This window comes from Streptomyces sp. NPDC032745, from assembly GCF_055579465.1.
This window is the reverse complement of the sequence record NZ_JBVING010000018.1, coordinates 19,205-42,720: the sequence shown is the minus strand read 5'-3', so window position 1 is coordinate 42,720 and position 23,516 is coordinate 19,205. Positions and strand designations below refer to the sequence as shown.

At 72.1% G+C, this 23,516-nt stretch carries 23 protein-coding genes; 10 read left to right on the top strand and 13 right to left on the bottom strand.

From position 1 onward, the window contains the following. The first annotated feature begins 117 nt into the window (after positions 1-117). From ACZ5WG_RS34660 to ACZ5WG_RS34650, 3 genes are all read left to right on the top strand, one after another. Positions 118-639, top strand: coding sequence for an AraC-like ligand-binding domain-containing protein (locus ACZ5WG_RS34660; RefSeq protein ID WP_468728438.1), 522 nt, complete (start codon positions 118-120; stop codon positions 637-639). Positions 640-1,050: 411 nt separating this feature from the next. Further along, positions 1,051-1,404 (top strand): hypothetical protein, encoded by a 354-nt coding sequence (locus ACZ5WG_RS34655; protein WP_468728437.1) that lies wholly within the window; start codon positions 1,051-1,053, stop codon positions 1,402-1,404. Between the two features lie 782 nt (positions 1,405-2,186). Continuing rightward, positions 2,187-3,530, top strand: a complete 1,344-nt coding sequence (locus tag ACZ5WG_RS34650; RefSeq protein WP_468728436.1) for a chloride channel protein — start codon at positions 2,187-2,189, stop codon at positions 3,528-3,530. A 296-nt stretch (positions 3,531-3,826) separates the two neighbouring features. On the opposite strand, the gene ACZ5WG_RS34645 is transcribed toward ACZ5WG_RS34650, so the two are convergent. From ACZ5WG_RS34645 to ACZ5WG_RS34630, 4 genes are all read right to left on the bottom strand, one after another. Then, entirely contained in the window at positions 3,827-4,435 is a 609-nt protein-coding gene (locus tag ACZ5WG_RS34645) for a hypothetical protein (protein ID WP_468728434.1), read from the bottom strand. A 102-nt stretch (positions 4,436-4,537) separates the two neighbouring features. Continuing rightward, on the bottom strand, positions 4,538-5,251 hold the full coding sequence (locus tag ACZ5WG_RS34640; protein ID WP_468728433.1) for a hypothetical protein: 714 nt from the start codon (positions 5,249-5,251) through the stop codon (positions 4,538-4,540). Positions 5,252-5,281: 30 nt separating this feature from the next. Beyond that, positions 5,282-5,443, bottom strand: coding sequence for a hypothetical protein (locus ACZ5WG_RS34635; RefSeq protein WP_468728431.1), 162 nt, complete (start codon positions 5,441-5,443; stop codon positions 5,282-5,284). A gap of 841 nt (positions 5,444-6,284) precedes the next feature. Then, positions 6,285-6,572 (bottom strand): hypothetical protein, encoded by a 288-nt coding sequence (locus tag ACZ5WG_RS34630; protein ID WP_468728429.1) that lies wholly within the window; start codon positions 6,570-6,572, stop codon positions 6,285-6,287. A 71-nt stretch (positions 6,573-6,643) separates the two neighbouring features. On the opposite strand from ACZ5WG_RS34630, the gene ACZ5WG_RS34625 reads away from it, so the two are divergent. Beyond that, positions 6,644-6,934 (top strand): hypothetical protein, encoded by a 291-nt coding sequence (locus ACZ5WG_RS34625; protein ID WP_468728428.1) that lies wholly within the window; start codon positions 6,644-6,646, stop codon positions 6,932-6,934. Between the two features lie 7 nt (positions 6,935-6,941). Here the strand turns inward: ACZ5WG_RS34625 and ACZ5WG_RS34620 are convergent, their stop codons facing one another. Further along, positions 6,942-7,307: a helix-turn-helix domain-containing protein gene (locus ACZ5WG_RS34620; protein WP_468728426.1), complete on the bottom strand. Its 366-nt coding sequence runs from the start codon at positions 7,305-7,307 to the stop codon at positions 6,942-6,944. A gap of 46 nt (positions 7,308-7,353) precedes the next feature. Then, a complete protein-coding gene (locus tag ACZ5WG_RS34615) occupies positions 7,354-7,947 on the bottom strand; it encodes a CGNR zinc finger domain-containing protein (protein WP_468728424.1) in 594 nt (197 codons plus the stop codon). A gap of 120 nt (positions 7,948-8,067) precedes the next feature. Between ACZ5WG_RS34615 and ACZ5WG_RS34610 the strand changes: the two genes are divergently transcribed. Then, positions 8,068-8,859 carry an MBL fold metallo-hydrolase gene (locus ACZ5WG_RS34610; RefSeq protein WP_468728423.1) on the top strand — a complete coding sequence of 264 codons (792 nt, stop codon included), beginning with the start codon at positions 8,068-8,070 and terminating at the stop codon, positions 8,857-8,859. Positions 8,860-9,552: 693 nt separating this feature from the next. On the opposite strand, the gene ACZ5WG_RS34605 is transcribed toward ACZ5WG_RS34610, so the two are convergent. The 7 genes from ACZ5WG_RS34605 to ACZ5WG_RS34575 form a co-directional block, all read right to left on the bottom strand. Beyond that, complete coding sequence (locus ACZ5WG_RS34605; RefSeq protein WP_468728421.1) at positions 9,553-10,977, bottom strand: aminobutyraldehyde dehydrogenase; 1,425 nt, start codon at positions 10,975-10,977, stop codon at positions 9,553-9,555. Further along, positions 10,970-12,286: a flavin monoamine oxidase family protein gene (locus tag ACZ5WG_RS34600; protein WP_468728419.1), complete on the bottom strand. Its 1,317-nt coding sequence runs from the start codon at positions 12,284-12,286 to the stop codon at positions 10,970-10,972. The genes ACZ5WG_RS34605 and ACZ5WG_RS34600 overlap by 8 nt, the downstream gene beginning before the upstream one ends. Before the next feature lie 26 nt (positions 12,287-12,312). Next, complete coding sequence (locus ACZ5WG_RS34595; RefSeq protein WP_468728417.1) at positions 12,313-13,404, bottom strand: ABC transporter ATP-binding protein; 1,092 nt, start codon at positions 13,402-13,404, stop codon at positions 12,313-12,315. A 5-nt stretch (positions 13,405-13,409) separates the two neighbouring features. Then, positions 13,410-14,246: an ABC transporter permease gene (locus tag ACZ5WG_RS34590; RefSeq protein WP_468728416.1), complete on the bottom strand. Its 837-nt coding sequence runs from the start codon at positions 14,244-14,246 to the stop codon at positions 13,410-13,412. Further along, positions 14,243-15,175, bottom strand: a complete 933-nt coding sequence (locus ACZ5WG_RS34585) for an ABC transporter permease (protein ID WP_468728414.1) — start codon at positions 15,173-15,175, stop codon at positions 14,243-14,245. Before ACZ5WG_RS34585 ends, ACZ5WG_RS34590 begins: the two co-directional genes overlap by 4 nt. 1 nt (position 15,176) lies before the next feature. After that, positions 15,177-16,307, bottom strand: a complete 1,131-nt coding sequence (locus ACZ5WG_RS34580; protein WP_468728412.1) for a polyamine ABC transporter substrate-binding protein — start codon at positions 16,305-16,307, stop codon at positions 15,177-15,179. Positions 16,308-16,459: 152 nt separating this feature from the next. Continuing rightward, the gene (locus ACZ5WG_RS34575) at positions 16,460-17,776 is read right to left on the bottom strand and encodes an aromatic ring-hydroxylating oxygenase subunit alpha (RefSeq protein ID WP_468728410.1); all 1,317 of its coding nucleotides are present in this window, start codon (positions 17,774-17,776) and stop codon (positions 16,460-16,462) included. Positions 17,777-18,209: 433 nt separating this feature from the next. Between ACZ5WG_RS34575 and ACZ5WG_RS34570 the strand changes: the two genes are divergently transcribed. Genes ACZ5WG_RS34570 through ACZ5WG_RS34550 form a run of 5 tightly spaced genes read left to right on the top strand, consistent with a single transcriptional unit; the run spans position 18,210 to position 23,478 of the window. Then, entirely contained in the window at positions 18,210-18,662 is a 453-nt protein-coding gene (locus tag ACZ5WG_RS34570) for a hypothetical protein (RefSeq protein ID WP_468728408.1), read from the top strand. Continuing rightward, positions 18,659-19,996 carry an NADH-ubiquinone oxidoreductase-F iron-sulfur binding region domain-containing protein gene (locus tag ACZ5WG_RS34565; RefSeq protein WP_468728407.1) on the top strand — a complete coding sequence of 446 codons (1,338 nt, stop codon included), beginning with the start codon at positions 18,659-18,661 and terminating at the stop codon, positions 19,994-19,996. The genes ACZ5WG_RS34570 and ACZ5WG_RS34565 overlap by 4 nt, the downstream gene beginning before the upstream one ends. Beyond that, positions 19,993-20,184: a ferredoxin gene (locus tag ACZ5WG_RS34560; protein WP_383512423.1), complete on the top strand. Its 192-nt coding sequence runs from the start codon at positions 19,993-19,995 to the stop codon at positions 20,182-20,184. The genes ACZ5WG_RS34565 and ACZ5WG_RS34560 overlap by 4 nt, the downstream gene beginning before the upstream one ends. A gap of 1 nt (position 20,185) precedes the next feature. Further along, positions 20,186-22,255: an acetate--CoA ligase family protein gene (locus tag ACZ5WG_RS34555; RefSeq protein WP_468728405.1), complete on the top strand. Its 2,070-nt coding sequence runs from the start codon at positions 20,186-20,188 to the stop codon at positions 22,253-22,255. 50 nt (positions 22,256-22,305) lie between these two features. Then, on the top strand, positions 22,306-23,478 hold the full coding sequence (locus ACZ5WG_RS34550) for an acyl-CoA dehydrogenase family protein (RefSeq protein ID WP_468728404.1): 1,173 nt from the start codon (positions 22,306-22,308) through the stop codon (positions 23,476-23,478). Positions 23,479-23,516 lie beyond the last annotated feature (38 nt).

Sequence of the window (23,516 nt, the reverse complement as noted above, 5' to 3'; positions counted from 1 at the left end):
CGGAATGCCCTCGACGTGAACGCGTTCCGGGGATTTTCCGCGACCTTTCTCCTTGGCTCAGGGCCACGACGGGGTCGCCGTAGTGGCGACTCCGGGGGTGTGCGGATGTAGCGCGAGGTGTCGAACGAGGAACTGCCCGCGCAGGAACAGCTGCCCTACTGGGCCGATCCGGTCTCCCGGGAGCTGGCACCGCTGGCCCTCAGCGGCCCGAACGCCGCGGCGGGCTTCCGCGCGTGGGCGTCCGTGCTGAACCTCGACTCCGTACGGATGGCCGTGTTCCACAGCCCGCCGGCGCACCTGAGGCGCACCTGGGCGGACATCCGGCGGGCCGACCCGGGCGCGTACCAGCTGACCTTCGTCTCCGGCAGCCCCTTGTGGATCAGCCAGAGCCCCCAGGGTTCCCGGCTGGTGCTCGACGACACGGTGCTTTTCGACGTACCGCACCCGTTCGAGGGCGCCGTACCCGACAGAGGCCACCACACCCAGATGGTCATCATGCAGTTGCCGCGCGAGGAGCTGCCGCTGCCTTCGGACGAGATCCACCGGCTCCTCGCCCAGCCGTTGTCTGCCCGCACCGGCACGGGAGCGATTCCCGCCCGGTTCATGCCCACACTGGACGTCTACGGCCCCCGACTGTGACGCGGCGATCTGAGTCGATCGGGGGCGACGCCCCTTGACTTGGCGGGCGCCTGCCTGGCAACGCACCGCGGAGCCTACGACGACCTTCCGGCCGAGACCCGCCGGCAGGCCATGCTGGCCCGTGTCAACGCCTTCATCGACCACAACCACGGTGATCCGGACCTCGGACCGGTAAGCATCGCGGCACACCACCACGTCTCCGTGCCGCGCAGTCCGTCGGATACGCGACGGGCTGCGCTGAGTGACGAGTAACTCCGCAGGCATCGCCAACTCCCGGCCCACGGCCCGCGCCACGATGTGAGGGCACAGGGGGAGGAACGCGGGGGCGTCAGCGCCATCCGAAAGGGAACAGGGGTTGCCGAAAGCGGAGGAATCTCGGCAGCTCACACTCGGACCAGAGAGGAATAGATCATGACACTTGCCAAGAAGCTCCTGATGGTTGGCGCAGCTATCGCAGCCACCGCGGGTCTGAGCATCATCCCGGCCGAAGCCAGCTCCAGCGCAGCTGCGGGATGCTGGACCTTCGGAAACACGACCAGTTTCGGCACGTACGGCGGGCAGGTCTGCGACGATCGCCACGTCATGGGCTGGTTCAAGGACACGAAGGCGGACGGCTACTGCGTCTTCCTGCGAGCGCACTACCAGAACGGGAGCCGGCCCGACGACAGCTCGTGGGCATGCCCGAAGAACGTACAGAGGAACTGGGACTACTGGGCTCCGCAGGCCATATCCAACGTGAGTATCGAGAAGATCTACGCCCCGTGACAAATCGTGACCACTCACGAACCTGATCGCGTGTGAGCGGCGGCAGCCAGATCCTCCGGTGAACAGATCGAGGAGGACGAGCAGATCGACCGCGTCCTCGCCGACGGTGCTCTGCGGGTCCGGCTGACCGCCGCCCGCGCGGTGCTGGACGTCGGCGAGGACGCGGTGATGCTGTCCGCCGGCCGGCACCGTGTACGCCTTCGTGCCCGGGGCGGAGGCGGCGCTGCGCCCGCTGACGACGGCCGTGGCTCTGACCGGAGTTCCACGACTGGGCCCGAAGTCGCTTGCGGCGACCCCGCAGACGAACCGGTTGGCCGGGCACAGAGCAACGGGCCTCCGATCGCTTTGCTGCCGCTCAGGACGAGGACGTACCGACTCATGATGCGGCCGCGCATCTGCGGATCGCCGGCCAGATGCTGCATGGCACTGACTCCGGACGTGACGAGCACGGGTCGTTCACGATCCCCATCACCTCCACGCGCGGCCACAAGGCGATCTACATCGCGGTCTCCGCCGCCTTCGCCAGCCGGAGCGAGGCCCGTGGCTCACGCTCCGCTGTCAGCGGGAGATCCGGCGCGGGGCCGGTGCACGGCGCGCACGCGCAGCCCGACAGTCGGGGGCGCTCCAAGGTCACGTATTGCGCCGTCGGAATGACGTTCGGCGAATCGCCGGAAAGTCGCGGGCCGGGCGCGCTCGGCATGCCGCGGTGCCGTGATACGACCACTTCGAGGCTTGTCGACCGACGTGTCCGGATGGATTCCTGATCTGAGGAGACGATGAGCATGTCGGCCGAACCCGTCGGGGGACCCGCCACGACACCGCTGGACGCGTTCGCGCTGGTCCGCACCCGCGGGTACACGGCGCTGCTGGTCATAACGGCGCTTCTCGGCATCCCGGTCTCCGCGGTGGCCTTCGGGTTCCTCGCGCTCGTGGCCAAGCTCCAGTCGCTGACCTACACCGACCTGCCCAGGGCCCTGGGCTTCGACGGAACGCCCTCGTGGTGGCCGATTCCGCTCCTCGTCGTGACCGGACTGCTGGTGGCGCTGAGCATCCGCCACCTGCCGGGAGAGGGCGGGCACAAGCCGGCCGAGGGCCTGGTCACCAAGGGGGCGCCGTCGGCGGCGGAGCTGCCCGGCATCGCGCTCGCGGCGGTCGCGTCGCTGGGCGCAGGCGTGGTGCTGGGACCCGAGGCGCCACTCATCGCGCTCGGTGGCGGCCTTGCGGTGTTCGCCGTCCGTGCCGTGAAGCGTGACCTCCAGCCGGAGGCGAGCGCCGTGGTGGGGGCCGCAGGGAGTTTCGCGGCGGTCAGCACGCTGCTCGGTTCGCCGTTGCTCGGGGCGTTCCTCCTGATGGAGGCGGCCGGCCTCGGCGGCGCGATGATGGGGATCGTCCTGGTGCCGGGCCTACTCGCGGCCGGCATCGGCGCACTGATGTTCACCGGCCTGGGGTCATGGACCGGCCTGGGAACGTTCTCGCTGGTCATCGGCCAGGTGCCGCCCGCCGCCCGCCCCGACCTCGCCGGCTTCGGCTGGGCACTCGCCATCGGCGTGGCCGCGGCCCTCCTCGGGGCGGCGGTCCGTCGGACGGCCCTTCTCCTGCAGGCCCGGGTCGAGCGCCGGCGGCTGCTTCTCACCGTACTGACCGGTGGGCTCGTGGGAGTGGCCGCCCTGGTGTACGCCGAGTGGACGGGCAGGGAGGCGTCCGACGTTCTGTACTCGGGGCAGAGCGCGCTCGGCCCACTGCTGGCCGGTCAGGCCGGATACACGGCGGGCACCCTGGCTGTGCTTGTGCTCTGCAAGGCCGTCGCCTACAGCCTTTCACTCAGCAGCTTCCGCGGCGGCCCGGTCTTTCCGTCGATGTTCGTCGGAGCCGCGGGCGGGCTGGCCCTCGCCCATCTCCCCGGGCTGGACGTGACGTCCGGCTTCGCGATGGGCGTCGGAGCGATGTGTGTGGCGATGCTGAAACTGCCGATGACCGCGGTGCTGCTGGCCACCCTGCTGCTGGGAACGCAGGGGATCACCGTGATGCCGCTCGTGATCGTCGCGGTCGTGGTCTCGTACGTCCTCTCGCTCCGGCTCACCCCTGTCCCCGCGCCCGCGCCCGCGCCGGACCCGGTGTCCCCGTGAGGGGTGGTCCGCGCTCTCCCGATGGTCTGGGGTGGCTGCGTGCGCGGCGGCCGGGCGAGTGGGTGTCGCAGAGGACGGTGGCGCTGACGCCGTCCGCATGCGGGGCGAACCTGCACTGCGGGGGTCCTGCTGCATGGCTGGCCCGGTTGGATGCGGGCCCGGCGCGAGCCGGAGATCACGTTCGTGGCACGGCTGCGGGGTGTCTCTCGAACGAGGCGCGGCCGTCCGCGGTCTGGAGGACGCCCGAGCCCTGCCTCGAACACCAGCGCCGGGCGTCGGCTGACCGCCTCCCACGGCTAGAACACCGTGATCCAGGCGTTCCCCGTCGACGAGGCGGCGGTGAGCATTTCGATGTCCACATCGGCGTTGCCGCTGGCGAACAGCGGGAGGCGTCCGGTCTGGGCGTAGATGTGCTCGGGCCTACCGGCGCCCAAGTCGAGTCCGTCGAGCATCCGGTCGGTCCGTACGATCCGGCCGTCGGCGTACTCGTACTCGTACTCGTGGCTCATTCCGAAGCAGGTTCGCACGTCCCCCTCGGCCGGGTCCGGTGGCTCAGCCGTTTGCCGCCGCGGGGCGGTCCACACGTTCACTCGGCGGGTCGCCCACCGGAAGGCCCGGACCAGCAACGGGTTGGCGGCCCTCCGCACCGGCCGTACCGGCTGCGACACATCCAGCGCGGTGGTCCAGTACAGCATCGTGCCGTCGTACGGCGAGGGGGCCAGCCGCCACTCCTCCATCCTCGCCCGCACGCCGGGCACCCCGGCCTCCTCCACGCGATAGACGAAGCACCGCGACCAGCCGGAGCCGGCGGGCCGTGCCCGCGCCGTAGGAGCCAGCCTGTCCGCCGCCGCTTTGCGGTCCAGGCGCGTACTGGCCAGCGTGTCGGGGCTGAAGGCCACGCCCATGACCGCTTCGGTGTGGCCGGGAAGTTCCCGGATACGGCTCCGCCCGTGCGGGTGGGCGTAGTGGTCGGGTGGGGGGCACGGGTGCAGTGGTTCGGCGGTTTGTCAGGCGAGGACGTTGACGGCGCGGGCGATGACGAGTCCCAGGATGACCAGGGAGACGATGGACTGGAGGGTCATGATGCTCTTGGCCCAGGGGGCGAGCGGCATGACGTCGGTAGGGCTCAATGCGGTGGAATTGGTGAATCCGAGGTAGAGGTAGTCGATGTAGCGGGGACGCCAGTGCGCGGCGTTCAGTTCGGGGCTGAGATGTTGGGGAAAGGCGAGTGCGGGAGTGGGGGGCATGTGGTGGGCCCGGGCGGCCGGCCCGCCGCTGTCGAGTTCGAAGTACAGCAGGGAGAACGCGAGAACGGTGGAGGCCCAGACGCTACCGCCGGCCAGCAGGAGGGCACTGGCGGAGTTGGTCTCCGTCCCGCCGTGGACGAGATCGTCGATCAGCCGGACGGTTGACCAGATGGCGCCGCATGCCAGCACGGTGACCAGGGCGATCGACACGGCGCGCAAGGCAGTCGAGCGGCGGCTGATCCGAAGGGGGTCGCCCGAGATCAGCGCCACCAGGAGCAGTCCTTCGGCAAGGGGAAGCGCCCATCGGGGCCCCAGGCGCAAGTCGTCGGGCAGGAGCAGGGTCAGCACCGCGGAAGCGATGACGGCTCCGGCCATGGGCCAGCGGGTCTCGGCGTGCACCGCGGGTTGCGGCTCTGGCTCCGGCTCGTGCGGATTGCTCGTACGGTTCGTATCGGAGTGGTTGTGTCTTGTCACGACCGACTGCTGCCCGGGCTCGGTGGGGGGTCAGTTCGCGCTGTCCGCCGCGGTCACCCGACGCCGGGGGCTGCGGGCGACGAGTGCTCGGTCCGCGCCGGTGGAGTCCCGGGTGCCGTGCAGCGGGAGACGCTCCGGGGCCGCGGCAACGGCACGGCGGGTGGCGACGGTCGCCCGTGATGTCGCGCTCATATGCGGCTCCTGGAAGGTGAAGGCGTGTGGCGGCGGCTGCCTCGACGGCCGTTCCCTGCTCGCTCGGACGCGAGGCTGGGATCTTGGATCCCACCGTAGACCGATGTGAATGCGGCGGCATGACCGACACGCTCCGCACGCGGATGCCTGCCGAAGCGTCAGAACTCGACGGACCTTCGACGTCGGGGAGAAGGCTGTGCGGCGTGAGAGCCACCGGGGCCCGGGTCGGAGCCACTTGGCGCCCTGCGTGATGCGGGCGCGCGAGACCACGTGGACGGCAACAGCTCTGCGTTCCTGTCCCGGGTACTGAGCCTGATCCGATGCGGTCGGAGCGCCGTCTCGCGGTCGAGTCGCCCCCCGCTTCCTTTGGGTTGACTATCGGTCAGCACTACCGGAAAAGCCCGTCGAGGCGGGCACGGCCGACCCACCGCCCGGGTCTCCGGGGGGTGCTCGCCGAATGGCGGGCACCCGGCGCGCGGCGGTGCCGTGGTTGAACGGTCCGTATGGGCGATCTATCGGAGGCCTGCAGCCGGCTGGCCGGCTGGCCGGGATCCGGTCAGAGGTGGAGGGCCAGGATTTGGACGTGATCCGTGTCCGAGCGGTGAGTCCGCCGGACCTCACCGACCGGGTTCGCTCCGTCGGCGGTACCGCATCGCAGCCTGTTGGGCTCGGCCCGGGCCGAAGGGCGCAGCCCTGACCGCGTGGAAGCGGTTAGCGCGGCTTGTGTTGATCGTCCCGTTCCCGGCGAAGTGCTGGACGAGGACCGGGGACTCATCGAAGATCCAGAAGCCGTCGGTCTCACGCACCCAGCCCAGCAACGATTGGAAGTCCTTGTCCTCGGCTACTGGCGGGCGAGCGAACCGTTCTGGGCGTCGGAGGCCGACTGCCACGCCTGCATACCCGCTCTGGACGCCTCCTTGGCCTGCCGCCATTTCATGGCCGCCTGATGGGCGGGTGGCACGTCCATCTCGCGGATCATGCGACGGCCTGCCGCGAACACGGCGAAGGCCGCGAGGGCCATGCCGGTGCACGCCACTGCGGCACCGGTCGCGGTGAGCACGGCACCCGTCGTGATGAGCCGGGTGTCGATCTCGATCTTCCGGTGGGACTGGTGGTGGTGACGGTTCATGACTCCACCATCCACCGGAGGTGGCCCACCTCGCATCCCGGCCACAGCCCCCAGGATGCCGCACCACCCGAGTGGCGGTACGGGTAGCCGTGGCGGCAGGCGAGGCCGAGGCGGTGGGCATCGTCGGCCGCGCGGACTACGTGCGACTGCTGGCCCTGGGCGCCTCGCCCAGCCTGGCCTCCCAGATGCTCTTCGACGGCTCCGGACAGGCCAACACCTGGCGCAGCGAGCAGTCGGCGTACGCCGCGGTGGCCGCCGTGACCGCCCGGCACGCGGAGCGCCGCCCCTCCCGCTTCACACCAGAGCGCCGCCGTGCGTTCCTCGAGCGAAGGCCGCGGCGGAGGTCGGCATCACTTCCGTGAAGGTCTATCAGCGCCGCTGCCGGGATGCAGGCTTCGCCGCTGCCATGGACCGGGCCACCGCCGCCCGGAGTACCCCGGATCCTGCCAGCGTCGCCACCGGCGCGCAGTCGGACTGCCTTCCACGAACACCTCGCCACCCATGGTGTGCGTGATCACCCACCCGTTTGCCCCGCGGGCGAGCGGTCAGGGCTGCCTCACGTCCCCCGGCCTGCCACTTCGCCCACCAGCCGGCCACCGCCTTCGGCGAGGCCTTGAACACCGCCGCGACCTCCTGCCGGTCCCGGCCCTCCACCAGCGCGGCCACCGCCCGCAGCCGCAACGCTTCCTGCGCCAACGGCGACAGACGCCGCGCGGCCCCCACCAGATCGCTCACACCACTACAACGGCCCAGATGCCGCGGGTGTGGTCGCGGGCGCGGCTCAGTCCGTTGTGGTCTGGGTGCGGCGGGCGTAGGCGCGGGCCGCGCGGGCGCGGTCGCCGCAGCGGGTGGAGCACCAGTGGCGGCGGCCGTGGCGCAGGAGGTAGCGGCTGCAGGGGGTGGAGCGGCACGCGGTGAGGCGCTCGGCGTCGGGTCCGGTGAGCAGGTCGGCCGCGTTGGCCGCGAGGACGGCGAGGGCGTGCTCGACGATCTGGGTGACCGGGTGGGCTGCCTCGCGGTACAGGCCGCGGTCCGGGTCCCAGTGGAGCAGGGAGGCAGCGGGGGCTCGGGTGAGCGCGTCGTTGACGGCGGTCAGCGCGGCGGCAGGGGCGGGCAGCCCGGTGGCATGGGCGGCAAGCAGGGCGCGGATCTGTTCGCGCAGGGAGCGCAGCCGGCTGGCGCACGTCTCGATCAGGCCGGTGTCGGCGGGGGCGAGGCCCCGGTCGACGAGCCACTGTTCGGCGGCGCCGGGGGTGGCGAGGAAATCGATGCAGTGCCCGCCGGGCAGGGTGACGGCGCTGTTGGCGAGGTCGAGGGCGGGGTACTGCTCGGCTCCCGGCGCGGGGGGCGGTTCGGCGGTCGCGATCTCGTCCATGACCTCATGGTACAACCCCGCCTTTTCCATGATGCTCACGTTAAGGCTTGCATTCATCCGTGAGAACCGCCTACGGTGGCTCACGGATAATCCATCATCTATCCGTGAGGTGCATGTTTCGTGACTGCCACCAGCGCCACGCCCGAACAGTTCTCCGTCCGAGTCTTCGGAGGCCCTACCGCCCTCTTCGAGTACGGCGGTCTGCGGTTCCTGACCGACCCGACCTTCGACGCTCCCGGTGACTACCGGAGGCCGGGAGCCCCGCTCCTGGTCAAGACCGCACCCTCCGCCGGCACCCCCGATGACCTGGGCCGCATCGACGCGGTCCTGCTCTCCCACGACGAGCACGCCGACAACCTCGACACCTCCGGCCGGGCCCTGCTCGCCGACGTCCCCCTCACCCTCACCACCCCCGGCGGCGGACAGCGCCTGGGAGCCAACGCAAGGGGCCTGGCCGACTGGGAGTCCATCGAGCTGGACCGCCCCGGTGGCGGCACCGTCACCGTCACCGGCGTGCCCGCCATCCACGGCCCCGGACCGCGCGAGGAGATCGAGCCGATCGCCGGGCAGGTCGTCGGCTTCGTCCTGACCGGCGAAGGACTGCCCACCGTCTACGTCAGCGGCGACAACGCCTCCCTCGAGCTGGTCAAGGAGATCGCCGCACGCTTCGCCCCCATAGACACCGCCATCCTCTTCGCCGGCGCTCCCCGCTTCCCCGTCCTCTTCAACGGCGAACCGGTCGTCCTGGACAGCGCCCAGGCCGCCGAAGCCGCCGAGATCCTGGGCGTCCGGCGGGTCGTCCCCGTCCACTACGACAGCTGGGCCCACTTCACCGAAGGCCGTGACCAGCTGATCGCGGCCTTCACCGCAGCCGGCCTCGCAGACCGCCTGGACCTGGGCAGCCGCGACTGACCAACCCCCGGCCAGAGGCTGCGCCTCCCATGGGCAGACGCCGCCTGCCCGGCAGCGTTGCGCGGGTGGAGGAGCAGGCGTCGGGCAATTGCGAGCGTGGCCTCAGGCGTCGGTGTACTGGAGGGCCTCCTGTTCACCGCTCCACTCGCCTGGCCCAGGGCGTCTTCCGCCTGCTGATGGAGACCGCGCAGTTCGTGGTTGACGTCCTGGGCCCGCCAGCCTGAGGCCGGGAGCGCGCGGGGTGCGCTCCGCGCAGAAGATCCGGCTCTTGCGCGCCACGGTGCGCTACCAACTTGCCCGCAAAGAGGAGTGGGACCTCATGGGAGTCCCCGTCAACCAGGAAGACCTGGCCGCGACCTTGATGAGCTTCTCCGTCATCATCCCCACGGGCTGGCGAAGATCGGCGTTGAAATCCCTGCCAAGGACCGGGACGCCTTCTTTCACATCTGGCGGGTCATCGGCCACATCATGGGCGTGAACGAGCAGGTCAACCCCTCTTCCTTCGACGACGGCAACGCTGGGGTGGAGACCGACCTGCGGCGCCTGCAGCGACCCTCCGAGGCGGGCACCGTGCTGACCAAGGGGTCCTCGACTTCATCCGCGAGGTTTGCCCACCCCGCTGTTCGCCGGGGCCTGAACCGGCGTGGTACCGCTCGCGCACGCGGTGGACGGCCGGGGACGGCGGCCAACGGGTCACAGCATGACGTGTTTGACCTGGGTGTAGTCCAAGAGGCCCGCCAGTGAGAGGTCGCTGCCGTAGCCCGAGTGCTTGACGCCGCCGTGGGGCATCTCGGAGACCGTCGTGCCGTGCGTGTTCACCCAGACGATGCCTGTGTGCAGGGCGCGGGTCGCGCGCATCGCGCGGTCGTGGTCCGCGGTCCACACACTGGCGGCGAGACCGTAGCGGACGTCGTTCGCCAGGTGCAGCGCCTCCGCCTCGTCCGCGAAGGACTGCACGGTCACGACGGGCCCGAAGATCTCCTCCTGCACCATCTCGTCGTCCTGTCGCACCCCCGCGACGACGGTCGGCTCGTGGAAGAAGCCGGCCCGTGGCAATCGGCGGCCACCGGCGACGATCCGGGCGCGGTCCGGCAGCCTGCCGAGCAGGCCCTGCACCGACGCGAGCTGGGCGGCGTTGTTGAGGGGTCCGAAGTCGGCGTCCGGCGTCTCCGGGCCGCCGGTGCGCAGCCTGCCCGCCTCGGCCGCGAAGGCGCTGAGGAACGCGTCGTGGACCCGGTGGTGGACCAGGAGCCGGGTGGGGGCGGTGCAGTCCTGGCCCGCGTTGTAAAAGGCGACCGCGGCGAGGGCGGCGGCGGTCTCCTCTACGTCCACGTCGTCGTGCACGAGGACCGGGGCGTTGCCGCCGAGTTCCAGGTGAACGCGTTTGAGGCCGGCGGCCGCGGCGGCCGCGATCTCCCGGCCGGCCCGCACGCTGCCGGTGACCGCGACGAGGGCGACGTCGCGTTGGGCGGTGAGCGCGCGGCCGGTGTCGCGGTCGCCGCAGACCACGTTGAGCACGCCGGGCGGCAGGTGCACCGCCGCGATCCGGGCCAGGAGCGCGGCCGAGGAGGGGGTGGTGTCGGCGGGCTTGAGCACGGTCGTGTTGCCTGCGGCGATCGCCGGGGCGATCTTCCACACGGCCATCATCAGCGGGTAGTTCCACGGGGTGATCTGGGCGCAGACTCCGACCGGTTCACGGCGCAGCAGGGAGGTGCGGCCTTCGGTGTACTCGGCGGCAGCCGAGCCCGGCAGGTTACGCGCGGCGCCGGCGAAGAAGCGTACGGAGTCGACGATCGCGGGCAGTTCGTCGTCCCTGAACAGGCGGGCCGGTTTGCCGGTGTCGCCGGTCTCGGCCGCCACCAGGGCCTCCGCGTGCTCCTCGATGGCGTCGGCGACGGCGAGCAGGGCGCGCTGCCGGGCGGCCGGAGTGGTCGTGGACCAGTGCCCGTACGCCGCGGCGGCGGCCTCGCAGGCGGCGTCCGTGTCGGCCCGGCCGGAGCGCGGGGCGTGGCGGTGGACCCGCCCGGTGGCCGGGTCGACCAGCTCCATCGTCTCGCCCGAGGCGGCGGGCCGGTCCGCGCCCGCGATGTGGTTGAGCACGGTGTCGGTGTCAGCCACGGCGCAGCGCCTCCTCGGCCGCGTCGCGCCCGGTGCGTACGGCGCCCTCCATGTAGCCGGCGACCCACTGGTCGGAGCCGCAGACGTAGAAGGGCGGTTCGTGGGTGCCGTGGAGGGGGCCGACGGCCGTGACGTCGCCGGGGGTCCACTGGGTGACGTACCCCTGGGTCCACGGGTCGGTGCCCCACATCCGCACGTAGGAGGCGATCGGCAGGTACGCCTCGTCGCCGTAGAGGCGGGCGATGTCGTCCAGCAGTTCACGGGTCCGCAGCTGGGCGGGGGCGCCGAGCAGGACGGCGAGCCTCTCGGGCGGTACGAGGGCGGAGAGGATGCCGTCGCTCTGCGGCCAGGTGCTGCCGAGGAGCCCCTCGCATTCGGAGAGCCCGCTGCGGCCGCGGTCCCGCCAGAACGGCCGGTCGTAGGCGGCGACGAACTTCGCGGCGAGCGCCTGGCGCTGGCGGTGCAGGGAGGCGAGCCGCTCCTCGGAGACACCGGTGACGGCGACCGAGCGGAGCGGGCCGACGGGCAGGGCGCTGACGACGGCGCCGGCCGTGAGGGTCTCGCCCCCGGCGAGCAGTACGGTGCAGCGGCCGGGCCGGCGTACCGCGACGGCCTCCACCGGCGCGCCGGTACGTATGCGGCCGCCGAGGCCGGCGGCCATGCGCAGGGCCACCGTCGCGGAGCCCTCGGCCACCCGCAGGCCCTCCCACGCCTCGTAGTCGTACTGGCCGGAGCCGGGTACGGCGGCGTGTTTGCGCAGTGCGGCGAGCAGGGAGGTACGTTCCCAGGAGCCGTCGGCGAGGGCGAGTTGGCCGATCTCCCACAGGCGTACGACGGGCGGGGTCGCCCCCTGGGCGCGCAGCCAGTCGCCGACGGAGAGCCGGTCGAGGGCCGTGGCGTCGGGGTGGGCCCAGGGGTCGCGCGGGTCGACGGACCCGGCGAGTGCGCAGAAGGCGGCGGTGACCTTCTGGTGGCAGGCGTCGTCGCCGGAGCCGAACCAGTGGGGCGGGTCGCCGGCGTGGACCCCTTCCGGGGTGGCGCGGGTGAGGGCGCCCGGCTCGGCGACGTAGCTGGGGGTGAGGGTGAGGCCGAGCTCCGCGACGAGCGCGGTGTAGGCGGTGTGGGCGCGGCCGACGACCTCTCCGCCGAGCTGGACGAGGCGGCCGTCGGGGAGCCGGGTCTGTTCGACGCGGCCGCCGACCCGGTCCCGGGCCTCGACGACGAGGACGTCGGCTCCGCCGGCGGCGAGGTCGCGTGCTGCGGCGAGGCCGGCCAGGCCGGCGCCGAGCACGATGACATCGTGGTTCATGGGGTGTTCCTTCGGTCGGAGCTCCGTCAGTCCAGGACCAGGCAGTGTTCGGGCTTCCAGCCGACCTCGACGCTCTCGCCGCCGCTCCAGCGGTCCTCCATGCGGGAGCGGACGGTGTTCTGTTCGAGTACGGACACCGTGACGCCGGGGGCCAGCTCGATGAGGTAGGTGGTGGTGGGGCCGCAGTAGACGGTCTCCCGGACGACCCCGCTGACGCGGGCCATGTCCGGTTCCAGGTCGGACAGCCAGATCTTCTCGGGGCGGATCGACACGTTGACCCTGCTGCCCTCCGCCACGCCCGGCCGGAGGCCGACGGGCAGTTCGGGCCCGTCGTCGAGGACGACCCGGCCGGAGCGGTAGGTGCCGGGGACGAGGTTGGAGGTGCCCATGAAGGAGGCGGTGAAGCGGCTCGTGGGGCGCTCGTAGACGTCCTCCGGCGTTCCGCACTGCTCGACGCGGCCGTCGTTCATGACGGCGAGGCGGTCCGACATGGTCAGCGCCTCGTCCTGGTCGTGCGTGACGAAGACGAAGGTGATGTCGACCTCGCGCTGGATCTGCTTGAGCTCGACCTGCATGCGGCGGCGGAGTTTGAGGTCGAGTGCGGCCAGCGGCTCGTCCAGCAGCAGCACTTGGGGCCGGTTGACCAGGGCTCGGGCGAGCGCGACGCGTTGTTTCTGGCCGCCGGAGAGCGTGGCCGGCTTGCGCGCCGCCAGGTGTCCGAGCTGTACGAGGTCGAGCATGTCGGTGACCCGTGTGCGGATCTCGGCGCGGCCGACGCCCTTGCGTTTGAGGCCGAAGGCCACGTTGTCCGCGAGCGAGAGGTGATCGAAGAGGGCGTAGCTCTGGAAGACGGTGTTGACGTTGCGCTTGTGGGGCGGCAGGCCGGTCACGTCCTGGCCGTCGAGCAGGACGCTGCCCGCGCTGGGGTCGGCGAAGCCGCCGATCATGCGCAGCAGGGTGGTCTTGCCGCAGCCGGAAGGGCCGAGGAGGGAGAAGAACTCGCCCTGGGCGATGTCGAGTACGACGTCGTGTACGGCGTACGTGTCGGTGGCGGGGTACTGCTTGGTGACGTGGTCGAGCCGGACGGCGGGGCTCGGGAACACGGGGGTGGGGTGCATGACTGTCACTTCCCGGAGAGCAGGTCGAGGCCGCCGCGCCGCCCGAACAGGCGGGGGATGGCGAGTGCGAGGACGATGAGGCCGATGGATCCGGCCAGCATCAGGGTGCCGACGGCGTTGATGGTGGGCTGCACGCCGAACCTGATCGCCGAGTAGATGCGTACGGACAGCGGCTGCGGGTCGACGCCGGTGGTGAAGTAGGCGAGGACGAAGTCGTCGAAGACGAGGGCGAAGATCAGCACCGCCGAGGCGAGGATGCTGGGGAGCAGCGCGGGCAGGGTGACCAGCCGCAGCGCCTGCCGGCGGGTGGCGCCGAGGTCCATCGCGGCCTCTTCGACCTCGGAGTTGAGGGCGGCGATCCGGGAGCGGAGGATGACCGTCACGTAGGAGATGGAGAAGGTGATCTCGGCGAGCATCACGGTGGTGGTGGACAGGGTGATGCCGAGGCCCTTGAAGAGGAGCATCGCGGCGACGCCCGTGACGATCTCCGGCGTGATCAGCGGGACGAGCATGATCAGGCCGGCGAAGGAGCCGAGGCGGCTGCGGCTCCGTACGAGGCCGAGGGCCAGGGCCACGCCGAGGACGAGCGAGCCGGCCATGGCGACCAGGGAGACCCGCAGGCTCATGCCGAGCGAGTCGAGGAGCACGTGGTCGTGGAAGAACTCCGTGTACCAGCGGAGGCTGAAGTCGTGGAAGACGGTGAGGGACTTCTGCGAGTTGAAGGAGAACAGGACGACGACGCCGACGGGGAGGTAGAGGAGGGCGAAGAAGACGGCGGTGACCGCGATGGCGAAGCGGGGCTTGCGCTCGGCGCCGCGCCGGCGGCGCTGCACGGTGCTCATCGGGCGGCCTCCGCCTCGTCCTTGCGGGTGCGCCGCAGGTAGCCGAGCATCCCGACGAACAGGACCGCCATCAGCAGCATGGTCAGAGCCGATCCGAGCGGCCAGTTCTGGCCCTGGAAGAACTTGTCCTGGATCAGGTTGCCGATCATGATCTGGTCGGGTCCTCCCATGAGCTGGGCGCTGACGAAGTCGCCCATGGCGGGCAGGAAGACCAGGACGCAGCCGGCGGCCGCTCCCTGCCGGGTGGCGGGGACGGTGACGAAGAGGAAGGTGCGAAGTGGGCTGCCGTAGAGGTCGCGGCCGGCCTCGATGAGCGAGGTGTCCATGCGCTCCATCGCCGCGTACAACGGGATGATCATGAAGACGACGAAGCCGTAGACGAGTCCGGCGATGACGCCGGCGCCGGTCTGGAGGATCTTGGTGTCGCCGTCGGCGATCCCGATCGCCCGCAGGGCCTTGAGCAGCGGTCCGTCGTCGGAGAGGACGACGGACCAGCCGTACATGCGCACCAGGTAGTTGGCGAAGAACGGGACGACGATCGCGGCGATCAGCAGGTTCTTGAAGCGTCCGCCGTGCAGTGCGATGACGTAGGCGACCGGGTACGCGACGGCCAGGCAGACGAGGCACGTGATCAGCGCGTAGCCGAGGGAGCGCAGCAGGACCGTGCTGTAGGCCGAGTCGGCCAGGGCGGCGAGGTTGTCGAAGTTGAATCCGAAGCGCGGGTTGCCGAGCGGATCGGTGGTGCCGAGCGCGAGGGTGGCCACCAGCAGGAGCGAGGCCACGAGGAAGCCGCTCATCCAGAGGGTGCCGGGGAGCAGGAGCCAGGTCCACAGCCGCGGCTGCCTGTGGGGCCGGGCCGGGGCCGGGTTCTGGGGCGGGGTGCGGCGCGGAGTTCGGTGCGGGGCCCGGGGCGGGCTGTCCTGTGCCACGTCAGCCCGCCTTCACGTCGGTCCAGGCGGCGTCGCGGGCCTGTTCGCCCCGCGCGTCGCCGTTGCGGAAGAAGAGGTCGGCCTTGAGATCGTCGGCGGTCACAAGGCACTGTGGGAACGGCTCGACGAGGGCGGCGTACGTGTCCTCGGAACCGCGCACCGGCATCGGATAGCCGATGTACTCGATGTTCTTCTTCACGTTCTCCGGGCGGAGCATGTAGTCGATGAAGAGCATCGCGGTGCCGGGGTGCTGGGCGTTGGCGGGTATGGCGTAGCAGTCGGAGTTGACGGGCGCGCCCTCGCGGGCGACTTCGAAGCCGAAGACGGACGGGTCCTCGGCCTGGGCGAGCATGGCGGCCATGTCACCGCTCCACGCCTGGGTCATGTCTGCATTGCCGTTGAGCAGGTTGTTGTAACTGTCGCTGGAGAAGCCGCGCAGCCGGGGGCGGAGCGAGCGCAGGGTGTCGGTGACGCGGGCGAGGTCACCCCGGTCGCCCGTCGTGAGGCCGAGGCCGAGCTTGAGTGCGCCCATGCCGAGGACCTCGTCGCGGTCGTCGAGGACGAAGACCTTGCCCTTGGCCTGGTCGTTCCACAGGTCGTTCCAGGAGCCGGTCAGATCGCCGAGCCGGTCCCTGCGCCAGCCGATGCCCGTCTTGTACATGGTGAAGGGCACGGTGTGCGCGGAGCGCGGGTCGTACCAGGGGTCGCTGAAGTAGTCGTAACCGCCGTACACGGCATCGGCGTTGCGCAGCCGGGAGTGGTCGATCGTGCGCAGCCGGCCGGCGGTGGCGAGGCGCTGCGCCCATTTCGCGGTGGGGAAGATGATGTCGTAGTGGTTACCGGCGTTGAGTTTGGCGGCCATGCCCTCCATGGAGTCGTAGTTCGACTGTACGACCTTGACGCCGTACTCCTTCTGGAAGCCTTCGAAGACGGCGGGGTCGACGAAGTCGGCCCAGTTGAAGTAGACGAGGTCGCCGTCGACCTCGACGTCGATGGGTTCTCCGGCGGTGGCCTTGCCGCCCGGGTCGCCTGCGGAGGCGAATCCGCAGCCTGCGGCGGTGAGGGCGAGGGCGGCGGTGGTTCCGGCGCGGAGGAACGCGCGTCTGGTCGGGGGGAGTGCCTCGGGGGACATGGGGGTCCTCTCCGTAGGGCCGCGGGGGGACGGCGGGAACGAGCGGTGCGTCGGGGCCCGGTCGTGCGTGGACGTGGGGGCGCGGGTGGCGGGGCGTACGGTCGGCCGCGTGCGCGGACGGCTTCGTGCGGTGGCGTACGGCCGGCAGCGGCCTACGCTTCGGCTTCGGCGCCGTCGATGTCGGCCCGGATGCGGCCGGCGAACCAGCCGACCGCCGACTCCCGGCGGGACAGCGGTCCGGGCTCGAACCCAGGGGTGGAGAGCCCCTTCTGCACGCGGGCGACCAGCTCGGCGTCCTCGTCGTTGGTGATCCAGCCGATGTGGATGTTCAGGCGCCGGGCCAGGCGGGTGCGCAGCCCGGTGCCGCGGCGGGTGTAGAACGCGCCCGGCACCGCCACGCGGTCGACCGCCGTCGGGATGGCGGTCCAGGCCAGCACGTGATCGGGGTAGAAGTCGATGAGGGTGTTCGGGTAGACGACCGCGTACCGCCAGACCCGGCGGTCCGCTTCGGCGAGCCCGGGCATGGGCGCGGCGATGCGTTGGTAGAGGCGTTCGGTCCAGTTCGAGGACGGCTTCTCGCGCAGCGGCGAGGCGAACAGCGCGTAGGAATCCTGGATGTCGCAGGTGTAGCCCTGGTAGTCGAGCAGCCGCATCAGGCCGGGGTGGGCCACCGGGACGTGGTAGCCCTCCAGGTAGTTGTCGACCGCCACCTTCCAGTTGGCTTCCTGTACTTCGGCGCCGGCCAGGTCGTGGATGCGGGCGCGGCCGACGGGCACCAGGTCGGCGTCGGCGTAGTGGCCGACCGCCGCCGTGAGGCCCGCGCAGCTCTTCGCCAGCGGTACGGCGTCCAGGTCGAGGTTGACGAAGACGAAGCCGAGGAAGGACTCGACGCGGGCCGGGAACAGCCCGAGCTTCGGCTTGTCGAGGCAGGGGATCTGCCGCGCCTCGGGGGCGCCGACAAGGGTTCCGTCCAGGCGGTACGTCCAGCCGTGGTAGGGGCAGCGGATCGCCTTCCCGGCCGGTTCGGGGGTGGTGACCAGGCGTGTGCCGCGGTGGCGGCAGACGTTGAGGTGGGCGGCGAGGCCGCCGTCCTCGGTGCGGACCACCAGGACCTCGCGGTCCGCGACGGTGGCGGCGAGCCGGGCGCCCGGGCCCGGCAGGTCGGACTCGTGGCAGACGAGCTGCCACGACCTGGCGAAGACGTGCCGGGTCTCGGCGGCGGCGGTGGCGGGATCGGTGTAGTAGCGCGCGGGGAGGGCGGGCCCCGGGGCGTCGGCGGTCTGCGCGCGGGCGGCATCGCGGGCCGACCGTTCCGGGCCGGCGGTGCGGCCCGGCGGGCCGGAACGCTCGGAGGGGTCGGACCGGCTGGACCCGCCGGAGAGGTCGGATCCGCCGGACTGGTCGGAGAGGTCGGATGGGTCGGATCGGCCCGTACGGCCGACCGGTGTTTCGGGAGCTCTGGACTGCATCGGTGACTCCTCCGTGCCGCTCGTGCGGCGATCGGTGTCGGCGTTCGATGACTTCGGTGACGAGGCGACCCAGGGGTGGACAGGCGGGCGGGGCGGGAAGCCGGAACCAGGCTGACCGATTGGACAGTCAGATTGCTGGCTGATTTCCACCGGGTCAAGACTTGTTCACTGACCGATCGGTCAGCTAGCGTGATTCTTGCCTGACCGACCGGTCAGCAAACGTGCTTCCTGTCTCCGTCCCGGCACTGCTCCCGCTTCCGTCCTGCTCACGACGCGGCCGCAGCCCGGGCGGTCCCGCCCGCCCCGTCGGGCCCGCACTCCCCGTCCCCGCCGCCCGGCGACCGCCGCAGCGAGCCGCAGGACCACCCGTCGCGCCCACGGCTCCCGCCGGGCGCTGGGAAGAACGGCGGCATCCCACCTCCCGGAGGCACGCATGAGCGGTCGTCGGCGTCCGTACTGGCTCGGTCTGGACTGGCTCGGTCTGGACTGGCTCGGACTCACCCCCGAGCCCGAGCGGGAGCTCCCCGCTGCCGTCGCCGCCCTGCGCGCCTCCTCGCACGGCAGAACCACGGGCCGACCACAGGATCTGGCAGCCGCCGAGCAGCGCCGCGTGGAGTACCTGATCCTGCGCGGCAGCCGGCACAGCTGGCTCCGCTACCTCTCCGAAGTCACCGAACTGGTGACCGGCGTCGCCGCCGGAACCCGGCCGGGCGACCCGGACGCCGCGCTCCTCGCAGCCGAGGTCGTCCTCGACCACCACCGCATGCTCATCGGCCTCCCGGGACCGGGATACAGCCACACCGCAGGCGACCGCACCGCGCTGGAAAGCGCCGTACACACCTTGCGCGCCCTGCGCACCCCCACCCGCAAAGGAGGCAGCCGATGACCGCGATCCGACTCCCGGCAGCGCAGCCCGGCACCGTCCTCGGGGCGGCGCCCGACACCTCGGAGAGCGCCGACGCCTACCGTGCCACCGGCGGCTACGACGGGAGAACCGGCCCGGACGAACTGCTGGCCCACCTCGCCGCCTCGGGGCTGCGCGGCCGCGGCGGGGCCGGATTCCCGGCCGCCGTCAAACTCCGCTCCGTACGCGACCGCGGCGGCGCCCCCGTCGTCGTCGCCAACGGCGAGGAGGGCGAACCCGGCTCGGCCAAGGACCGCTGGCTGCTGCGGGCCCGCCCCCACCTCGTCCTCGACGGCCTCGCCCGCGCCGCCGCGGTCACCGGCGCCGTACGCGGCTTCGTCTACCTCTCGGATCCGGCCGCGGGCGAGAGCGTACGCCGGGCGCTCGCCGAACACCCGCCGCCGCTGCCCGTCGAGGTCGTCGAGACCGGCCACACCTACGTCGCCGGCGAGGAGACGGCGGTGGTCCGCAGGATCGACGGCGGACCGGCACTGCCCACCGCCAAGCCGCCCCGCCCGTACGAACGGGGGGTCGGCGGCGCCCCCACCCTGGTCTCCAACGTCGAGACCCTGGCCCGGATCGCGCTCACCGCCGCCCGGCCCGACCTGCGGCGCGGTATCGCCCGCCGCACGCTGGTGACGCTGTCCGGCGGCCCGGCCGCGCCAGTGCTCACGGAAGTGCCGTACGGCATCCCGCTGCGCGCCCTGGCAGCGCGCCACGGTACCCCCGACGCGGCCGGAGCCTTGATGGGCGGGCTGTTCGGCGGCCTCGTCGACGCCCCGGCCCTGGACCTGCCCCTCGAACCCGACGCGCTCACCGCCGCGGGCACCTCGCTGGGCTGCGGGGCGATCCGCTTCCTCGCCGCCGGCTGCTGCCCGGTGACCACCGCCGCCGACGCGGCAGGTCACCTCGCGGCCGAGAGCGCACGCCAGTGCGGGGTCTGCGTCTCCGGCACCGCAGCCGTCGGCAACGCCCTCCACTCCCTCGCCGGCGGAACCGCCGGCCCGGACACCGCCGACAGCCTGCACCGCTGGTCACAGGGCCTGCCCGGGCGCGGGGCCTGCGGACTGCTCGACGCCGCCGCAACCATCGCGGGCAGCCTGCTCCGCTCCTTCCCCCGGCTGGTCCGTTCCCATCTCGCCGCGCCGTGCCCCCTGTGCTCGGCCGCCGCCCCCGCCGACGGCCGCCGCCGACTCACGGTGGCCGTGCCGGAGGTCGCCGGACCTCCCGGCCGGACCGGGGTGCCCACGCAGGCAGCGGCCACGCCCACTTCCCCCGCGCGACTCGCGCAGCCCGTGCTGAAAGGAACGCCGTGAAACTCCTGCTGGACTCCACCCGCTGCCAGGGCTACGGCCTGTGCCAGGAACACGCACCCGACCTGGTCGAACTCGACGAATGGGGCTACGCGAAGCCCATCGCCCTCGACGTCCCCGAGGGCGCCGAGGACACCGCCCGAGCCTGCGCAGACAGCTGCCCCAACTCGGCCCTCCGGCTGGAGGGCTGACATGCGCCGCGATCTGAGCGCCCTCTTCGACCCCCGCTCCGTCGCCGTCGTCGGCGCCAGCGACGACCCGGCGAAGTACGGCCACGCGGTGGCCTCCCAGGCATTGCGCGCCCCCGACCGGCGGCCCGTACACCTGGTCAACCGGCGCGGCGGCACCGTCCTCGGCCGGACGGCCGCCACCTCCCTCTCCGAGATCGGCGAATCCGTCGACCTGGTGGTGGTCTCCGTGCCCGGCGCCGGCTTCGAAGCCGCCGTCGACGACGCCCTGGCCTGCGGCGCGAAGGCGATCGTGGGCATCACCGCGGGCTTCGCGGAGGCCGGCCCCGCAGGACTGGCCCGGCAGCGGGCCGTCGCCGAACGGGTACGGGCCGCCGGAGCGGTCCTCGTAGGACCCAACTGCCTGGGCATCGCGGACAACACCACCGAGCTGTACCTCGCCTCGGACCGCTTCGCCCCCGGCCATGTCGCCCTGCTCAGCCAGAGCGGCAACCTCGCCCTCGAACTCCAGCTCCGCTTCGAGCCGCACGGCATGGGCTTCTCCCGCTTCGTCTCCCTCGGCAACCAGGCCGACGTCACCCTCGTCGACCTCGTCGAGGACTGCGCCCGCCACGAAGCCACCTCGGCCATCGCCGTGTATGCCGAGGACTTCGGCGACGGCCGGGCCTTCGCCACGGCTGCCGCCGCGGCGGGCAAACCGGTGGTGCTGCTCACCGCCGGCCGGGGCACCGCCTCCGCGCGCAGCGCCCAGTCGCACACCGGCGCCCTCACCACCTCGGCCGACGTGGTCGCCGCCGCCTGCCGCGACGCGGGCGTCGAACTCGTCCGCACGCCGCGGGAGATGACCGTCGTACTGGCCGCCCTGAGCGCGGGGCCCCGTACGGCCGGCCGGCGTACCGCGGTGTTCACCGACGGCGGCGGCCACGGCGCGGTCGCGGCGGACGCGGCCGAGGACGCCGGGCTCGAGGTACCGGAACTCGGAGCGCCGCTACAGGACAGACTGCGGAGCGCACTGTGGGAGCAGTCCTCGGTCGGCAACCCCGTCGACCTGGCGGGCATGGGGGAGCAGCGCCCCCTCTCCTACGCCGACACGGTCAGGGAACTCCTGGCCGGCGAGGGGATCGACTCCGTCCTGATGACCGGGTACTTCGGCGGTTACGCGGCCGCCGGAGGCGGCCTGGGCGGCGGCACGGCAGGCGGCTCCGTCCTTGCGGAAGGCGAGACCCGGGCCGCCAAGGAGATCGTCGCGCACCTCGCAGCCGTACCGAAGCCGCTGGTCGTGCAGTCGATGTACCCGCACTCCCCGAGCTGCCGGGTGCTCGCCGAAGCCGGGGTCCCGGTGTTCGCCGCCACCGAGGACGCCGCCCGGGCACTGGCGGCGATGACGGGCCGGGCAGCGGCGCACGGCGGCGCCGTCCCGCCGCTGCCGCCCGCCGCCGCACCGCTGCGGGACCCGGGGTACCACGGGGTCCGGGCGCTGCTCGGCGCCGCCGGCGTACCGTTCCCGGCGGCGAGGGAGATCACCGACGAGGCCGGGCTCCTCGCAGCGGCCGCCGGGTTCGACGGCCCGTACGTGCTCAAGGCCCTGCACGTCCTGCACAAGTCCGACGCCGGTGGCGTGGCGCTGCGCCTGGCCGACCGGGCCGCGCTGCTCGCCGCGTACCGGGAGATGCGCGCCCGGCTCGGCGCTCCCGCCTACTCGGTCGAGGCGATGGCCGACCTCACGGACGGCATCGAGCTGATCGTGGGCGTGCACCGCGACCCGCGGTTCGGGCCGGTGGCCATGGTCGGACTCGGCGGCATCCTCACCGAAACCCTCCGCGACGTCGCCTTCTCGCTCGCGCCCGTACCCGCCCGGCGGGCCGAGACCCTGCTGCGCGGCCTGCGCAGCGCCGCGCTGCTGGACGGCGTACGCGGCCGCCCGCCCGTCGACGTGACCGCCGCGGCCGCCGCCGTCGAGCGCATCACAGCCGTCGCCGCCGCGCACCCGGAGATCGCCGAGCTGGAGGTCAACCCGCTGCTGGTCCGCCCGGACGGCGCCCTCGCCCTGGATGCACGCGCCGTCCTGGCCTGAACGCCCTGCCCACCCCGAACCGTCCGCACCATCTGTGCCCCGGAGGACACATGGACTTCCGCTACACACGCGAGCAGGCCGACCTCAAGGCCCGTGCCGGCGCCTACGCGCGGCTCCTGATGAGGTACGAGGACCAGTCCGAGGAGGCGGGCGGCCCACTGCCCGCCGACACGGTCCGCGAACTGACCCGCGCCGCCATGGACGCCGGCGTCTACGCGATCAACATGCCCACCGAGTGGGGCGGGGCGGGCCTGTCCCTGCTGGACCAGGTCATCGTCGAGGAGGAGTTCGGCAAGGTCACCAACTGCCTCTGGGACATCCCCTGGCGGCCCGCGAACGTCCTCGCCCACGGCACCGCGGCGCAGCGCGAGAAGTACCTGCTGCCGGTCATCCGGGGCGAGCGGTTCGACGCGTTCGCCGTGACCGAGCCCGGTGCGGGCTCCGACCCCGGCTCGGGCACCAGTACGGCGACCCGCACGGCCGGCGGCTGGCTGCTCAACGGCGAGAAGTGGTTCGTGACCTGCGGGGACATCGCGGACTTCCTGCTGGTACAGGCCGACGCCGGGCCCGAGCGGGCGGCGACGCTGTTCTTCGTGGACAAGCAGGCCCCGGGCGTCGAGATGACCCGGGTCCCGCGGTTCATGCACTCCGCGGTCAACGGGCACCCCGAGTTCACCTTCACCGATGTCTTCGTCCCCGACGAGGACGTGCTCGGCGGCGTCGGCAACGGCTACGAGCTGACCAAGGAATGGTTCACCGACGAACGGCTGATGATCGCCGCCCGTACGGTCGGCGCGGCGGAGCGGGCCTTGGAGCTCGCCCGGGACTGGGCCGTCGAACGCCGTCAGTTCGGCTCTCCCATCGCCGACTTCCAGCTCATCCAGGGCATGCTCGCCGACTGCGCCGTGGACATCGCCGTCAACCGCGCCTACACCCACCAGGTCGCCTGGGAGGCCGACCGGCCGGAGACCGACCGCAAGACGCTGCACGCGAAGGCGTCGACGGCGAAGCTCGCGGCGAGCGAGGCCGCCGGGCGGGTCATCGACCGGTGCGTGCAGGTCTTCGGCGGCCGCGGCTACGACCGCTCGTACCCGGTCGAGCGCATGTACCGCGAGCTGCGCGTCGACCGGATCTGGGAGGGCACCTCCGAGATCCAGCGCCTGATCATCGCCAACGAGCTGATCAAGCGCGGCACCCGGGCTCTCGCCCTGCCCACCTCCTGACACCGCTCCCACCGCTCCCCACCACGACCAGAGGACAG

Excerpts from the sequence above, each read along its gene's own strand:
- ACZ5WG_RS34655 (WP_468728437.1), top strand. The coding sequence starts at position 1,051 with ATGACACTTGCCAAGAAGCTCCTGATGGTTGGCGCAGCTATCGCAGCC.
- ACZ5WG_RS34650 (WP_468728436.1), top strand. The coding sequence starts at position 2,187 with ATGTCGGCCGAACCCGTCGGGGGACCCGCCACGACACCGCTGGACGCG.
- ACZ5WG_RS34645 (WP_468728434.1), bottom strand. The coding sequence starts at position 4,435 with ATGGGCGTGGCCTTCAGCCCCGACACGCTGGCCAGTACGCGCCTGGAC.
- ACZ5WG_RS34635 (WP_468728431.1), bottom strand. The coding sequence starts at position 5,443 with ATGAGCGCGACATCACGGGCGACCGTCGCCACCCGCCGTGCCGTTGCC.
- ACZ5WG_RS34630 (WP_468728429.1), bottom strand. The coding sequence starts at position 6,572 with ATGAACCGTCACCACCACCAGTCCCACCGGAAGATCGAGATCGACACC.
- ACZ5WG_RS34615 (WP_468728424.1), bottom strand. The coding sequence starts at position 7,947 with ATGGACGAGATCGCGACCGCCGAACCGCCCCCCGCGCCGGGAGCCGAG.
- ACZ5WG_RS34600 (WP_468728419.1), bottom strand. The coding sequence starts at position 12,286 with ATGAACCACGATGTCATCGTGCTCGGCGCCGGCCTGGCCGGCCTCGCC.
- ACZ5WG_RS34595 (WP_468728417.1), bottom strand. The coding sequence starts at position 13,404 with ATGCACCCCACCCCCGTGTTCCCGAGCCCCGCCGTCCGGCTCGACCAC.
- ACZ5WG_RS34590 (WP_468728416.1), bottom strand. The coding sequence starts at position 14,246 with ATGAGCACCGTGCAGCGCCGCCGGCGCGGCGCCGAGCGCAAGCCCCGC.
- ACZ5WG_RS34580 (WP_468728412.1), bottom strand. The coding sequence starts at position 16,307 with ATGTCCCCCGAGGCACTCCCCCCGACCAGACGCGCGTTCCTCCGCGCC.
- ACZ5WG_RS34575 (WP_468728410.1), bottom strand. The coding sequence starts at position 17,776 with ATGCAGTCCAGAGCTCCCGAAACACCGGTCGGCCGTACGGGCCGATCC.
- ACZ5WG_RS34570 (WP_468728408.1), top strand. The coding sequence starts at position 18,210 with ATGAGCGGTCGTCGGCGTCCGTACTGGCTCGGTCTGGACTGGCTCGGT.
- ACZ5WG_RS34565 (WP_468728407.1), top strand. The coding sequence starts at position 18,659 with ATGACCGCGATCCGACTCCCGGCAGCGCAGCCCGGCACCGTCCTCGGG.
- ACZ5WG_RS34555 (WP_468728405.1), top strand. The coding sequence starts at position 20,186 with ATGCGCCGCGATCTGAGCGCCCTCTTCGACCCCCGCTCCGTCGCCGTC.
- ACZ5WG_RS34550 (WP_468728404.1), top strand. The coding sequence starts at position 22,306 with ATGGACTTCCGCTACACACGCGAGCAGGCCGACCTCAAGGCCCGTGCC.